This is a genomic window from Brevundimonas sp. BAL450, from assembly GCF_015767455.1.
Classification (GTDB): domain Bacteria; phylum Pseudomonadota; class Alphaproteobacteria; order Caulobacterales; family Caulobacteraceae; genus Brevundimonas; species Brevundimonas abyssalis.
This window is the reverse complement of sequence record NZ_JADWOW010000021.1, coordinates 13,464-27,882: the sequence shown is the minus strand read 5'-3', so window position 1 is coordinate 27,882 and position 14,419 is coordinate 13,464. Positions and strand designations below refer to the sequence as shown.

At 64.1% G+C, this 14,419-nt stretch carries 12 protein-coding genes; 7 read left to right on the top strand and 5 right to left on the bottom strand.

Features of this window, described 5'->3' with window-relative positions; translation table 11 throughout:
• The 4 genes from IWC96_RS00470 to IWC96_RS00455 form a co-directional block, all read right to left on the bottom strand.
• The coding region (locus tag IWC96_RS00470) for a beta-ketoacyl synthase N-terminal-like domain-containing protein (RefSeq protein ID WP_304502292.1) at positions 1-748 on the bottom strand (748 nt) is incomplete at its 3' end.
• Positions 749-788: 40 nt separating this feature from the next.
• Entirely contained in the window at positions 789-1,193 is a 405-nt protein-coding gene (locus IWC96_RS00465) for a hypothetical protein (protein WP_021696782.1), read from the bottom strand.
• 66 nt (positions 1,194-1,259) lie between these two features.
• A complete protein-coding gene (locus tag IWC96_RS00460; RefSeq protein ID WP_045318867.1) occupies positions 1,260-2,372 on the bottom strand; it encodes a hypothetical protein in 1,113 nt (370 codons plus the stop codon).
• 53 nt (positions 2,373-2,425) lie between these two features.
• Complete coding sequence (locus tag IWC96_RS00455) at positions 2,426-2,725, bottom strand: PadR family transcriptional regulator (protein WP_045318879.1); 300 nt, start codon at positions 2,723-2,725, stop codon at positions 2,426-2,428.
• A gap of 314 nt (positions 2,726-3,039) precedes the next feature.
• On the opposite strand from IWC96_RS00455, the gene IWC96_RS00450 reads away from it, so the two are divergent.
• From IWC96_RS00450 to IWC96_RS00440, 3 genes are read left to right on the top strand one after another with little or no spacing between them, the layout of a single operon-like run.
• A complete protein-coding gene (locus IWC96_RS00450; protein ID WP_196838162.1) occupies positions 3,040-5,862 on the top strand; it encodes a DNA methyltransferase in 2,823 nt (940 codons plus the stop codon).
• Entirely contained in the window at positions 5,862-6,290 is a 429-nt protein-coding gene (locus IWC96_RS00445; protein ID WP_148291442.1) for a hypothetical protein, read from the top strand. Before IWC96_RS00450 ends, IWC96_RS00445 begins: the two co-directional genes overlap by 1 nt.
• On the top strand, positions 6,291-7,160 hold the full coding sequence (locus IWC96_RS00440) for a restriction endonuclease (protein WP_021696777.1): 870 nt from the start codon (positions 6,291-6,293) through the stop codon (positions 7,158-7,160).
• A gap of 697 nt (positions 7,161-7,857) precedes the next feature.
• Here IWC96_RS00440 and IWC96_RS00435 read toward each other — a convergent pair.
• Complete coding sequence (locus IWC96_RS00435; RefSeq protein WP_021696776.1) at positions 7,858-8,592, bottom strand: extensin family protein; 735 nt, start codon at positions 8,590-8,592, stop codon at positions 7,858-7,860.
• Between the two features lie 76 nt (positions 8,593-8,668).
• Between IWC96_RS00435 and uvrB the strand changes: the two genes are divergently transcribed.
• From uvrB to IWC96_RS00415, 4 genes are all read left to right on the top strand, one after another.
• A complete protein-coding gene (gene uvrB / locus IWC96_RS00430) occupies positions 8,669-10,999 on the top strand; it encodes an excinuclease ABC subunit UvrB (protein WP_045318877.1) in 2,331 nt (776 codons plus the stop codon).
• A 110-nt stretch (positions 11,000-11,109) separates the two neighbouring features.
• Positions 11,110-12,213: a serine/threonine-protein kinase gene (locus IWC96_RS00425; RefSeq protein WP_158332117.1), complete on the top strand. Its 1,104-nt coding sequence runs from the start codon at positions 11,110-11,112 to the stop codon at positions 12,211-12,213.
• Between the two features lie 175 nt (positions 12,214-12,388).
• Positions 12,389-13,738 (top strand): lipopolysaccharide assembly protein LapB, encoded by a 1,350-nt coding sequence (locus IWC96_RS00420; protein ID WP_148291441.1) that lies wholly within the window; start codon positions 12,389-12,391, stop codon positions 13,736-13,738.
• A gap of 116 nt (positions 13,739-13,854) precedes the next feature.
• The gene (locus IWC96_RS00415) at positions 13,855-14,103 is read left to right on the top strand and encodes a DpnI domain-containing protein (protein WP_021696772.1); all 249 of its coding nucleotides are present in this window, start codon (positions 13,855-13,857) and stop codon (positions 14,101-14,103) included.
• Positions 14,104-14,419: the final 316 nt, after the last annotated feature.

Genomic DNA, 14,419 nt, shown 5'->3' with positions numbered 1-14,419 from the left:
CCCCGTGGCTCCAGGCGCTCTTCAGGTCCGCCCGGTCGGCGAAGGTCGACCCCGCCCACATGCACGGGTCGAACCGTCCGGCCAGCGAGGTCATGTCGATCCAGCGCACCTTCAGGCTGCGCCCGCCCGGCCGCGGCCGGGGCTCCATCACCACCGCGCCCGCCCCGTCCGACAGGGTGAAGCGCAGGAAATCCGCCTCTATCCGCACCCGCCCGCGCCGGTCGGTCAGGGCCGTGCCCTCATAGAACGCCGGCCGGAACCAGCGCGATGAGAACTCCCCGGCGCAGGCGGCGGCCACGTCCGCCTCCCCCGCCCGCACGCTCAGCCAGGCGCCCTTGGCCGCCATCAGGGCGCTGGCGCACACCGACTGATAGCTGACCGCCTCCAGCGCCGCCGCACCCAGTTCGGCCTGCACCGCGCCGGCGTGGCCGGGCACCAGATAATCCCCCTGCGTCGTCGCCGCGCCCAGATGCTGCAGGTCGGAAACCCCCAGCCCGGCGTCGTCCAGCGCGGCCTGCACCGCGCCGGCGCACATGGAGGCGTTGGAATGCAACGGCGCGCCGTCCGGCGTCAGGGCGTAGTGCCGCCCCTCGATCCCGTTCCAGCGCAGCGCCCGGCGCCCCACCGCCGACGGCCGCCCGCCGACCCGGCCGATGAAGTCCTCCATACGGTCGTTGCCGACCCGCGCCCCGGGCAGGACCGATCCCGTCCCGGTGATGAAGACCTCGCGCAGGGCGTCGCTGTTCATGGCGCCAGTCTGACCGCCGGATCGCGGCGGGAGCAAGGCTCTACCGTGCGGGCCGCTGCCCGGCCTCGAGGATCGGCATGCCCGCCTCGGTGGGGATGTAGATGATCTGGCGGTCGCCGCTTCCGGCGGTCTCCTCCAGCATGTGGATGTAGGACCAGCGCAGATAGTTCTCCGGCCCGCCCAGGCTCTCGGCCATGATGCGGTTGGCCTCGTTGGTGCCCCGCGCCCGGGCGATTTCGGCCTGGGCCGTCAGCTGCGCCGAATCCAGCGCCGCCTGCGCCTCCAGCACCCGGATGCGCCGGTCCTGCACCGCCTGCTCATAGGCGGCGCGGCCCTGCATCTGCTTGCGATAGACATTGTACTGCGGCCATCCCACCAGGAAGGCCACGATCATCGCCACGATCACCCCGATGATGATGAAGGTCGCCGCCACGTCGCTGCGCATGGTCTGTGTCTCCCCGTCACTGAACAGACGTCGGTGATGCCCCGCCGCGCCGCCGGTGGCAAGGCATCACCGCCGCCGGTCCGCCCCCGTCACCAGCCGCCCGGCCGCCCCCAACAGGGTGAACACCTCGGCGAGGAACACGAACGCCGTCATCAGCATCAGGATGCTCGGCGCCGCCATGTCGCCGGTCTCGAAGGTGATCCGCACCCGGTCCGTGAACCCCTGCACCGTGTCCACCGCGAACGCCGACGCCATGGGCGAGTACAGCCAGAACCAGCCGATGAAGCCCAGGCTCGCCGCGCTGAACGCCACATCCCCGAACGCCGTGAGCCGCACCGGCGAGCCCATGGCCGCCCGCATCAGGTGGAACGCCGCCCGCGCCGCGCCGAAGGCCAGCATCGGCCACCAGATCCACGCGATGGTCTCGTTCAGCAGCAGGCCCCAGTCGGCCCCGTCCACCATCAGCTCGCCGCCGATCACGCCCGGCCGGATCTCCTGCCCGATCACCCCGGTCCACCACAGCACGAACACGCCCCACGCGACGCCCGACGCCACCGCCCGCGCCGTCGGCGACATGCCGGCCGGCTGCCCCCATGACGCCACAGGATCCCTGGTCCCGTCGGCCCGCTCGCCGCCCACCATGTCGGCGGCCTTGCCCACCCAGGCGGTGGAGAACAGCCCCATCTCGAACAGGCCCAGGTCCCGCGCCCGCCATTCGGTCAGGAAGGCGGGCTTGTCCTTCATGCGCTCGATGATGAAGCCCGCCACGGTGGCGAAGCCCACGATCATCATGCCGCTCCACAACAGGCCGTGGATCGCCTGGCCGAACGCCTGGGCCCCGTCCACGTCGCCCACCAGCACCCGCACCACCGCCCCGATCACCGTGATGATCGCCAGCACCGTCAGCGCCGTCTTCACCCCGAACAGCCACCACGGATACAGCTCCGGCCCCACCACATGGTGCGGCCCGGCGCCGAAGCGCGCGGCCACCGCCAGCGGGTGCCCCATCTCGCGCAGCACCGCCTCCTCCTCCGCCTCGGTCAGGGGTCGGCCCAGTTCGGCCTCCCGGTCCTCCATGCGGCTCATCAGGGCGTCACGCAGCTCGGCGATCACGTCCTCCCGCCCGGCCGCCGGCAACTGCGCCGCCACCGCCTTCAGATATTTCTCCGTCAGGGTCATGCCCCGCCCTCCACTTCCAGATTGATTGCCCGATTGATTGAAATTCGCGCCGGTCACAGCATTCGCTCCAGCGAGGCCGAGATGCCCCGCCATTCCTCCGCCAGCCGCGCCAGCATGGTCTCGCCCAGCGGGGACAGCCGGTAGAACCGCTTCCTGCGCCGGTCCTCCTCGCGCCATTCGCTGGTCAGCAGGCCCTGGGTCTCCAGCCGCCGCAGCAGCGGATAGAGGGTGCTCTCCTCCATCTCGATCCCGTCCTGGCCCAGCGCCACGCGCAGCGAATAGCCGTATTGCTCGGTCCTCAGCCGCGCCAGAACCGCCAGCACCAGCGACCCCCGCCGCAGCTCCAGCCGCATCGCCTCAAACAGCTCACCCTCGCCCACGCATCACTCTCCAGACGTCATATAGTGTGTGACATACAGTGTATGCGGCATACTGTGTGAGGGAGTCAAGCGCCCTCAAGCAGCGAGGCCCCGCGGGCCGAGCGGTAGGGCGACTAAGAATGAAAGAGCGATAGGGCGACGTAAAATGCCCCTTCTCCCGTCGGGAGAAGGGGGCCCCGCGCACCGGAGCGCAGCGGAGGTTCTTGCGCGGGGGATGAGGGGCCTCCCCCACTCCCCGCTTGCAACGCTGGCGCGAAGCGGGCGAATGTCCGGCGCGGGGGGTACGGATGCGCCTAAGCTGGAACGAGATCAGGGTGCGGGCCGCAGAGTTCGCTCGCGAATGGGCCGACGCCCACTACGAGAAGGGCGACACCCAGACCTTCTACAATGAGTTTTTCGAGGCGTTCGGGGTGCGCCGCCGCAAGGTCGCCGCCTTCGAAGAGCCCGTGCGCCTTCTGGGCGAGAAGCGCGGCTTCATCGACCTGTTCTGGAAGGGCGTCCTGCTGGTCGAACAGAAGAGCGCAGGCCGCAACCTGACCCGCGCCCGCCAACAGGCGCTCGACTACTTCCCCGGCCTCAAGGACCACGAACTCCCGCGCTACGTCCTGCTGTGCGACTTCCAGTCGTTCGAGCTGATCGATCTGGACACGCGCGAGGAGACGCACTTCCCCCTCGCCGACCTGCCCGCCCATGTAGAGGCGTTCGGCTTCGTGGTCGGGGTCGAGAAGCGGGTCTTCAACGACCAGGACCCGGTCAACATCATCGCCGCCGAAATCATGGGCAAGCTGCATGATGCGCTGAAACCCACCTATGACGGTGCCCCGCTGGAACGGCTGCTGGTGCGGCTGCTGTTCTGCCTGTTCGCCGACGACACCGGCATCTTCCCCGAACGGGGCATGCTGGAAACCTATCTGCGCGACCGCACAGCCACCGACGGCCACGACCTCGGCGCCAAGCTGAACCTGATCTTCCAGACCCTGAACACGCCCGAGGACGCCGCCTGGCGCGACGGGCTGGACGAGGATCTGGCCAAATTCCCCTACATCAACGGCGACCTGTTCGCCGAAACCCTGCCGATCGCCAACTTCAACACCGCCATGCGCGAGCGGCTCCTGGAGGCGTGCGGCTTCTTCTGGGAGAAGATCAGCCCGGCCATCTTCGGCGCTCTGTTCCAGTCGGTGATGAACGCCAAGGAGCGCCGCGCCAAGGGCGCCCACTACACCACCGAAAAGAACATCCTGAAGGTCATCGAGCCCCTGTTCCTCGACGACCTGCGCGCCGAACTGTCCCGCATCAAGGGGCTGAAGCGAGGACGTGACGCGGCCCTGCGCGCCTTTCAGGACAAGCTCGCCGGCCTCAACCTGTTCGACCCGGCCTGCGGCTGCGGCAACTTCCTGATCATCGCCTACCGCGAACTGCGCTTGCTCGAGATCGAGTTGCTGCAGGCCCTCTACCCCACGGGCCAGCGCGAGCTGGAGGCCGCCGCCCTGTCCAAGGTCGATGTCGACCAATTCTACGGCATCGAGATCGACGAGTTCCCCGCCCGCATCGCCGAAACGGCCATGTGGATGATGGACCACATCATGAACAACCGGCTGAGCCTCGAGTTCGGCCAGGTCTTCGCCCGCATCCCGCTCAAGGCCGCGCCACACATCGTTCATGGCGACGCGCTGGAAACCGACTGGGCCGACGTGCTGCCGCCGGAGCAGTGCAGCTATGTGTTCGGCAATCCGCCGTTTCTGGGCGCCAAGGTGCAGAGCGAGACCCAGAGGGCGCAGGTCCGACGCATTGCCGCGCTCGGCAAGTCCGGTGGCACCCTCGATTTCGTCGCTGCGTGGTTCATTAAGGCTGGCGAATACGTCTCCTCCCCACGCACTGGGGACGGGGCCGGCGAAACCGTAGAGGGGTCGCGACCGGCCCGCATCGGCTTCGTCTCGACCAACTCCATCACCCAAGGAGAGCAGGTCGCACAGCTGTGGCCGCTGCTGTTCCAACGTTACGGCTTGGAAATCGCCTTCGCGCATCGAACCTTCGGCTGGGGCTCAGACGCACGCGGCAAGGCCCATGTTCATGTCGTGATCATAGGACTGACGCGGCGGGACCACGAACCGGCGGAGAAGCGCCTCTTCAACTACGAGGACATCAACGGCGATCCGGATGAAACCCGGCATTCGGCGCTGTCGCCGTACTTGTTTGACGCTTCACAACTGGCAGATCGCCATCTGGTAGTGAGGGAAACCACTACGGCTCTCTCGAGCCGACCGCTGATGCTGTTCGGCAATATGCCGAACGACGGTGGGCATTTGATCTTGTCGGAAGCCGAAGCCGCCAATGCGATCCAAGCTGATCCCGCCATCGGTCCGTACGTCCGCCAACTGGTGGGAGCCCAAGACTCCCTCAACGGTGAGGCGCGCTTTTGCCTTTGGCTTCAGGGTGCTCCCCTAGGGTTGATGCGTGCAAACTCCCTCCTGAAGGATAGGCTGGCCGCCGTGCGTGCCTATCGCTCCGCAAGCTCTCGCCCGGCGACACAGCGCTTGGCGGAAACACCGTCTCTCTTTGGTGAAATCAGGCAAGGCGCCGGAGCGTTTATCCTTATCCCTCGCCACTCCTCAGAGCGCCGTCGATACGTCCCCTTCGGGTTTTATCGGGATGGGGAAATCGCGCATGATAGCTGCCTATTCATGCCGGGTGCCTCATTGGCTGAGTTCGGAGTTCTCACCAGCGCCACGCACATGTCGTGGCTGCGCCACATCGGGGGGCGGCTGAAGAGCGACTACCGCTATTCGATCGGCCTCGTCTACAACCCATTCCCTTGGCCCACCCTGACCGAGGCCGACAAAGCCTACCTCGACGGACTTGCCCAGGCGGTGCTGAACGCCCGCGCCGCCCACCCGGGGGCAACCCTTGCCGACCTCTACGATCCCGACGTCATGCCCGCCGATCTGCGCCGCGCGCACCGAGCGCTGGATCAGGCCGTGGACCGCCTTTACCGCAAGGCGCCCTTCGACAGCGACCGCGAGCGCGTCGAGCACCTGTTCACCCTCTATGAGAAAATGACCGCGGGCCTCTTGGCGGCGCCGGGCAAGGCGAAGCGGCGGAGGAAGGCCTAGTGAGCGGCGGTGACAATCAAACCACGCTAACGGAAGCAGAAAACGCGATCGTTGAAGAGATAATCGATCAACTCCAGGCGGAACCGCTCTCCCCAGCTGGCGCGTTCGCAATCAGCATGGCCGAGCAGGATGGCGACCCCGGCGCCCTCTTGGGGGCCCTACGACAGGCGCTCCGAATTCAGCCCGATCATCCACTGCTCCGGCTGGCGATCGAAAACCTGTCCACCACCCTCGCAAACTCTCCCACCACGGTGCTGATCGAACGCGCAAGGTGCGCGGGTGGGGACGTCTCGTCTTTCGAGGGACGTGTTTACATCGAAGAGCCGGATGGCCGCCTACGACCGGCTTCGGGCGAGGATCTGATCGCGTCGGAAAAGCGGTTTCCCGGGTTTCTGAAAAACTGGCGGCTGCCGGAGGACGAATACTAGATGGCCACGATCAACGACGTTCCCAGCTTCGAAGCCTTCATGTGGCCGATCATTGAACGCCTGAAGGCGCACGGTCGGTCGATGACCAATCAGGAAATGGCGGACGATATCTCGACCTACATGGGTCTGCCGGAAGACGTCCGCGCGGTGCGTCATGGGAAGTGGAACGAACTGGCGGTGGAACAGCGGCTGGGCTTCGCCCGCAGCTATCTGAAGAACGGCGGCGCGGTCGAAAACAGCGCGCGGGGCGTGTGGACGCTCACCCCCGCCGGGGCTGCCATGACGCCCGAAGATGTGGCCGGGATCCCGAAGGCCTACCAGCAGGAGTACATGGCGCGGGTTCGCGCCAAGGCCCGCGAAGTCGGCTCAACGCCTGACGTCGCTGTTCTCGAGGATGACGCCGACACCGAAGGCGACTGGAAGGACCAGTTGATGGCGGTCCTGCTCAAGCTGGACCCCTCCGCCTTCGAACGGCTCAGCCAGCGCCTTCTGCGCGAGTACGGCTTCATCAAGGTCGAGGTGACCGGCAAGTCGGGCGACGGCGGCATCGACGGCACCGGGGTGCTGCGGGTGAACCTGCTGTCCTTCCATGTCCTGTTCCAGTGCAAGCGCTACTCCGGCTCGGTGGGCGCGGGCGCAGTGCGCGACTTCCGGGGCGCCATGGTCGGCCGCACCGACAAGGGCCTCATCATCACCACCGGCACCTTCACCGCCGACGCCCGGCGCGAGGCCACCCGCGACGGCGCCCCCGCCATCGATCTGGTGGACGGGGACGCCCTGTGCGACCTGCTCAAGGACCGGGGCCTGGGCGTGACCGTCCGCATGGTCGAGGAAGTCACCGTGAACGAGGCCGCCTTCGCCGAGTTCTAGACTCCCCCAATCCCCCCATCTCCCACGCCAAATCCCTTGCCCCGCAAGGCCCCGCCGATTTCTCCCGGCTTTTTCCACCCACCCCTCCGGCGCGCCCTTATCCTGTCCGGTCATCCCCGGCCGCACAGGAGGCGCATGAGACGAGACTTCATCGGACTGATTTCCTTCTCCCGGTGGGAGAGGGGCCGTTGCACGCCCATTGCACTGTTTTTCGCGGTCGGAGTCTCACGGCCCTTGTCATCCCGACCGACGCGCAGCGGAGCGCCGGGACCGGCGACCGTCTCGACGCTCCGCCCTGACAGCCGCGAGGCTGGGCCGGGCGACCGGCGCCGGCGACCCTCGGCCCGGATCCCGTCCGGGCCCGGGCAAGAGGGCGGCGCTCCGTCCCGGACAGCGCCTGCGGCGCTTCCGGGATGACAAGGCGTCGTTGCACGCCGTTGCACTGTTTTTCGCATCCGGAGTCTCACGCTCGCATCGGACGCCCCGCGAAATCAGTCCCTTGAGCCGAAACATGAGACTCCCGTTGCACTGTTTTTCGCGCCGGGAGTCTCACCGGTTTCGGACAATTCGCACTATTCGGACCCTGTTTTTCCTCCCCCGTCGGGGGAGGGGGACCACGAAGTGGTGGAGGGGGCCAACCCCATCCGCCGACGCTTGAGACCTGCCCCCGCCCCCGGGCGCTCCGCTTCGGGGCGGACTACCGGCAGAACGCCCGCCCACCCGTGGCCTCCAGGTGCAGGTGGTCGTCGTGGAAGGCGTTGTAATCGGGGCTCAGGACGGTGCCGAAGATGCGGCAGGCGTCGTCGCGGATGCGGCGCAGGAAGCGGGCTTCCGGGCCGTTCCCGCTCCAGTCGCCGGCCACGGTGATGCGGCGGCCGTCCCTCAGGCGCACGCCCGAGAAGTCCAGGGCGGCGGCCAGGCCGTGGGCGCTGGGGCGGTTGCCGGCCATATTGTTGACCGGGCGGCAGGCGTATGTGCCGAAATGGTCAACGGAAACAACGTCTTGTCCGAATATCTCGCGGGCGGCGGGCTCCACGGACTGGCGCCGCCAGATGCTGATGGCCAGGGCCGTCTGGCAGGTCACGGTCGGGTCGCCCGGCGTCATGCGCGCCACCGTGCCCATGTCGGGCCCCAGGGTCCCGGCGTCATAGAGGCCGCAGGCGCCGCCCCGCGCCTCGTCCGGCCGGGGGCTGAAGCGCACATTGGCCGCCGACAGCTGGGCCAGGCAGCGGCCCAGATGGCCGCCCTCGGCCAGCACCGCCCCCTGCGTGCCCCCGTCCAGCGGCCGGTCGATCAGCACCTCGCCGATGGACGCCGGCGGCGCCCCCGACGGGGTCGGCCCGGGCTGGTAGGGCCCCGGCTGCGGGTCGGGCAGCATCCGCCCGCACCCGGCCAGCAGCAGGATCAGCAACAGGGGGGCACAGACGCGCATGGGGCCTCCGGGTGAGTCGGCCCCCAGCTTACCATCCCCCTAGCCGTCCGCCTCCCGCGTCACTACCTTGGCGTTCATGGCCCGTTCCCCTTCGAAATCCGCAAAGCCCGTCCACACCCCGGGCGTGTCCGACATGTCGGGGACCTTCGTGCACGACGCGCCGAGGACGCGGGGCAAGGACCCCATGTTTGCGCCGATCACCGGCCCGCGCCTGACGCCCGAGGAGGCCCCGAGCGTCGACGCCGACTGGACCCCGCACCGCCCCTCCCGCCCCGCCGCGCGCCTGAAGACCCCGTTTCGTCTGGCCTCGCAGTTCGAGCCCGCGGGCGACCAGCCCGCCGCCATCGCCGAATTGGTGGCCACCGCCGAATCCGGCGAGCGCGATCAGGTGCTGCTGGGCGTCACCGGCTCGGGCAAGACCTTCACCATGGCCAAGGTCATCGAGGCGACCCAGCGCCCCGCCCTGATCCTCGCCCCCAACAAGACCCTCGCCGCCCAGCTATACTCAGAGTTCAGAAGCTTCTTTCCTGATAATGCCGTCGAATACTTTGTATCGTATTATGATTATTATCAACCAGAAGCATATGTTCCGAGAACAGACACCTATATTGAGAAGGACTCAAGTATAAACGAGCAGATCGACAGGATGCGGCACTCGGCGACGCGGTCGATTCTGGAGCGGGACGATGTGATCGTGGTGGCGTCGGTGAGCTGCATCTACGGCATCGGGTCGGTGGAGACCTATACGGCCATGACCTTCGACCTGAAGGTGGGCCAGACCATCGACGAGTCCAAGCTGCGGGCCGACCTGATCGCGCTGCAGTACAAGCGCAACGACGCCGCCTTCGACCGGGGCATGTTCCGCAAGCGCGGCGACACCATCGAGATCTTCCCGGTCCACCAGGAGGACCGCGCCTGGCGCGTCAGCCTGTTCGGCGACGAGATCGAGTCCATCGCCGAGTTCGACCCCCTCACCGGCAAGAAGACCGCCGACCTCGAGGAGGTCACCGTCTATGCGGCCAGCCACTATGTGACCCCGCGCCCCACGCTCAACCAGGCTATCACCGGCATCAAGGCCGAGCTGAAGGAGACCCTCGACTGGATGGTCGAGAACGGCAAGCTGCTCGAGGCCCAGCGCCTCGAACAGCGCACCCGCTTCGACCTGGAGATGATGGAGGCCACCGGCTCCTGCGCCGGCATCGAGAACTACTCCCGCTGGCTGACCGGCCGCAGTCCCGGCGAGCCCCCGCCCACCTTCTTCGAATACATCCCCGACAACGCCCTGCTGTTCGTGGACGAGAGCCACGTCACCATCGGCCAGATCAACGCCATGTTCCGGGGCGACTACCGGCGCAAGGCGACCCTGGCCGAATACGGTTTCCGCCTGCCCTCCTGCATCGACAACCGCCCGCTCAAGTTCGAGGAATGGGACGCCATGCGGCCCCAGACCGTCCACGTCTCCGCCACCCCCGGCCCGTGGGAGCTGGACCGCACCGGCGGCGTCTTCACCGAACAGGTCATCCGCCCCACCGGCCTGATCGACCCGCCGGTGGACGTGCGCCCGGTGTCCAAGGACGGCTTCTCCCAGGTGGACGACGTCATCGCCGAGGTGAAGGACGTGGCCCGCGCCGGCTACCGCTCCCTCGTCACCGTCCTGACCAAGAAGATGGCCGAGGACCTGACCGAATACATGCACGAACAGGGCGTGCGCGTGCGCTACATGCACAGCGACGTGGACACCATCGAGCGCATCGAGATCCTGCGCGACCTGCGGCTTGGCTCGTTCGACGTGCTGGTGGGCATCAACCTGCTGCGCGAGGGCCTCGACATTCCGGAGTGCGGCCTGGTCGCCATCCTCGACGCCGACAAGGAAGGCTTCCTGCGCTCGGAAACCTCCCTGATCCAGACCATCGGCCGCGCCGCCCGCAACGTGGACGGCCGCGTCATCCTCTACGCCGACCGCATCACCGGCTCCATGGAGCGGGCCATGGCCGAGACCGACCGCCGCCGCGAGAAGCAGCAGGCCTGGAACGCCGAACACGGCATCACGCCCGAAAGCGTCAAGTCCAACATTAAGGACATCATCGAGAGCCCCTATGAGTCCCGCGCCCTGGACCGGCTCACCGCCCCCGGCGTCAAGGAGGACTCAAAACCCTTCGTCGGCACCAATTTCCAGGCCGCCCTCAAGGACCTGGAATCCCGCATGCGCGAGGCCGCCGCCAACCTGGAGTTCGAACAGGCCGCCAGGCTGCGCGACGAGATCAAGCACATGAAGCTCATGGACCTGGAATTCGCCAACGAGGCCCTGACGGGGGCGGGCGAGGCCGTGGACAAGGAGGCGCCGAAGCGGGACCGCGCGGCGGCGAGAGCGGCGTCGGCGGAGGCGTTCAGGAAAGGGCGGTTGTAGGGGGTTCAATGGCGGCGGTGGACGGAGACCACCGTGCCACTAAGGCCTCATCTCGTAGACGGGTCCACAAACAGGTGTAAGGTGTAAGGCTAAGCTAAATGAGGTTCACTTTGGCCAAGCCCATAGAACAGTTGTCAGGGCTCCGCACCAGTGATGGCTGGGTGATCGGAGAACTAGTTAAGAAGCAGGCATACCAGACAGGGGGCTGCTTCTCGGTTGGCTACTTGGTTCAGCATGAAGAAAACCCCTCTCGCGTGGGCTTCCTAAAAGCACTTGATTTCAGCAGAGCCCAAGAAGCTGAAGATCAAGTGCGTGCGCTGGAAGATATGACACGCACATATAACTTTGAAAGAGACGTCCTTGCACTTTGCCGGGGCGCAAATCTAGACCGCGTTGTTGTAGCAATTGCTGATGGTTCCATTGCGGTTCCAGACGCTCCATTTGGCACAGTGAGCTATCTCATATTTGAGCTTGCGGATGGCGACGTAAGAAAGCACGCCGTCCTCAAAAATGAAATCGATGCGTACTGGTCTTTAAACGCATTGCATCAAATCGCTACGGGATTAAATCAGCTTCACGCCCAAGGTATATTTCATCAAGACCTGAAGCCGTCCAATGTCTTAACGTTTTCTGGGGGAGCAACTTCAAAACTTGCCGATCTCGGAAGATCTCATTGTCGAACAATCGCATCTCCTCATGAAATGATGGCTTTGGCCGGACAACCTTACTATGCTTCCCCGGAGTTTTTGTATCACTTTCTAATGCCAGATCAGGCACGATGCAGGGCCGCGTCAGAATTATATCTTTTTGGCAGCATGCTATATTATTTCTTCACGGGCGCGATGCTGACACCCACCGTCATTTCGTTCATGCGGCCAGAACATAAACCTCAGTCGCTTTCGGAGAATGGGGGCGGTTGGGAAGGAACATATGAGGACGTCCTGCCCTATTTCCGCGCTGCACTTGCTGATGCACTAGGCCAGTTGAAAGACAGTATCGAAGCGTCACTGACCAACCATGACCCCAAACTGGCCGCAGAGATTTTTGAGTTGGCGACGTATCTTTCGGAACCCGATCCGCAGCTCAGGGGTCACCCCGCAAGTCGCCGGCGGAAGCATGGGAACCCCTACGAGATGACGAGATTTATCTCTGCATTTGATAGATTTGTAAAGGTTTCGGAAATCCGAATGAAAATAGATGCAGCTTCCATCTAACAAAATAGGCAGGAAGATGATCCCACGTTGGAGATCTCTTCGTCTGACGCCCAAACAAGAACTTGTGAGCTCTAAGGGGAGATCATTAAAGCGGTCGCCTCATGGTTCCAATATAATAACTTCTGAAGAGTGGGCGACTGATCCGACAATATGGTCGGCATCTGATATGATATCGATGGCCATCGTAGACGGTAGATCTTCCGAAACTGATGCGGCCGCTGAATTTCTAAAGGCACATATTGCCGATTTATCTCCTGGCACGAAGCAACTAATTCTCTCATATTTTGACGACGGATTTACTCCTGCGGCTCCTCATGGAGTTTTGATTACGCGAGAGATAAAATACAGACAGATTGCCGAGATGAAGGGGGAGCTTTCGCTATATCCCCGCAATGCGGTTTTACATGTCGAGCTCGCAAGAGCTTACGTATCTTTAGGGCAAATAGATAAAGCACGGCATTCGTTTCGCATTGCCTTAGCGATCGCTCCTTCCAATCGATACGTACTTCGATCCGCGGTGAGATTTTATGTCCTGGATCAAGATGTTGATCGAGCTTGGTCAATTTTGAAAAATGCGCCTTCAGAGGATACTTGGCTCCTTGCCTCACGAGTCGCAATCGCTGATTTGACTGCGAAGCCTATAGAGAGCAGCCGTAAGCTCAGAGAAATTATCGATAGAGGGAGGCCGGCCCAGGTTACGGAACTAGCCGCTGCTTTAGCCACACTTGAGATGGAGAACGGGTCAGATAAACTTGCAAAGAAACTCTTCAAGATAGGGTGCGAAAGTCCAACCGATAATACTATCGCTCAAGTTCGCTGGGCCCACGAAACCTGTGGCGTTCCCTTCAACAAAAACCTTCTTGAAAACGCGCTTACGTTCGAAGCCCGTACTGGGCAAGCTGTGGAGGAAGGAAAGTGGGTTGATGCTGTCGATAACGCATCGACTTGGCTAGGTGATGAGCCGTTTTCCACGCGTGCTGCTGCTACTGGCGCTTTTGTCGCCGCAGAAATATTGCAGGATTTCACAGTCTCCGAGCGTGTCGCGACATCTGGTCTTGTGGCAAACGCTCACGACCCCGTCCTTCTTAATAATAGAGCCTACGCTCGAGCATGCTTAGGTGATCTGATCGGTGCGGTAGAAGACATAAATTCCGCGTCTGCCGTCCGTTCCCTAGATGATACAGACGCGATTTGCATTATCGCAACAAAAGGATGCATCTCATACCGGAGCGGAGATGCTTCTGCCGGAGCGGCGCACTACCAGCGGGCTGTTGAAATGGCCTTTGACGGAAAATACACCGCCTTGGCCCAAAGAGGAATTATTCATTGGATTTATGAAGAAGGGAGAAATGGTCGCTATTTAAGCAAGAGCGACATTGAGCGTGTCAGTAAATACTTCTTAGAATCGAAACGCATTGATAGAGAAACAGCCGAGATATTTAATATATACGCTCGGCAATATATAATTCTTGGGGATGTCGAAGCGCCAGTTGCGGACCTTCGAGGTGTCCTAGAAAGACTTTGACCATCAAGTTTCCGCGCGTCGGGGCCCCCTGCACAAGGCAGGGAACGGCGACGAAATCGAAGAGACCCGCTGCGGCAAGGGCTGACCCCTGACCTGCCGCCCGCTACGGTGGGAGGATGGGGCAGGACGACAATCACTGGTGTGAGCTGGGCTTCGCCGAACCGGCCGTCGCCTTCAAGGGGCCGACCCAGACCGCCCGATCCGTCACCGAGGCGTGGATGGCGCTACACGGCTTCTGTCCCGCCTGCGCCGCCGACCGCCTGCCGCAGCTGCCGAACAACGCGCCCGTCGCCGACTTCCGCTGTGGCGACTGCGGTGAGGAGTATGAGCTCAAGGCCAAACAGGGAAAGCTGGGGGGCTCCTGACCTTCTCCCGATGGGAGAAGGGGGACCCGCGCACCGGAGCGCATAGCGCGACGGTCCTGGCGCGGGGGTTGAGGGGCGGGTGAGTCAAGGCTGCCACCGGGCCCTCACCCTGCGCGCGAAGAAGCGGGCCGCTCCGCGTCCCGCTGCGCGCAGCCCTCTCCCACCGGGAGAGGGGACGTGGTGCGCGCGGAAAGACCCCCTCCACCATGCTGCGCATGGCGGCATTGGGTAGTTATCACACCTAGACATCGTTCCGCTTCACCTCTGATTTTCGTAGCTTTTTCCAAGCGCTGCCAAATCGGCTCGCACGGACCCA

Coding starts and splice junctions, on each gene's coding strand:
- IWC96_RS00420 (WP_148291441.1), top strand. CDS start 12,389: ATGGCCATCGTAGACGGTAGATCTTCCGAAACTGATGCGGCCGCTGAA.
- IWC96_RS00455 (WP_045318879.1), bottom strand. CDS start 2,725: ATGCGGCTGGAGCTGCGGCGGGGGTCGCTGGTGCTGGCGGTTCTGGCG.
- uvrB (WP_045318877.1), top strand. CDS start 8,669: ATGGCCCGTTCCCCTTCGAAATCCGCAAAGCCCGTCCACACCCCGGGC.
- IWC96_RS00435 (WP_021696776.1), bottom strand. CDS start 8,592: ATGCGCGTCTGTGCCCCCCTGTTGCTGATCCTGCTGCTGGCCGGGTGC.
- IWC96_RS00415 (WP_021696772.1), top strand. CDS start 13,855: ATGGGGCAGGACGACAATCACTGGTGTGAGCTGGGCTTCGCCGAACCG.
- IWC96_RS00465 (WP_021696782.1), bottom strand. CDS start 1,193: ATGCGCAGCGACGTGGCGGCGACCTTCATCATCATCGGGGTGATCGTG.
- IWC96_RS00450 (WP_196838162.1), top strand. CDS start 3,040: ATGCGCCTAAGCTGGAACGAGATCAGGGTGCGGGCCGCAGAGTTCGCT.
- IWC96_RS00440 (WP_021696777.1), top strand. CDS start 6,291: ATGGCCACGATCAACGACGTTCCCAGCTTCGAAGCCTTCATGTGGCCG.
- IWC96_RS00460 (WP_045318867.1), bottom strand. CDS start 2,372: ATGACCCTGACGGAGAAATATCTGAAGGCGGTGGCGGCGCAGTTGCCG.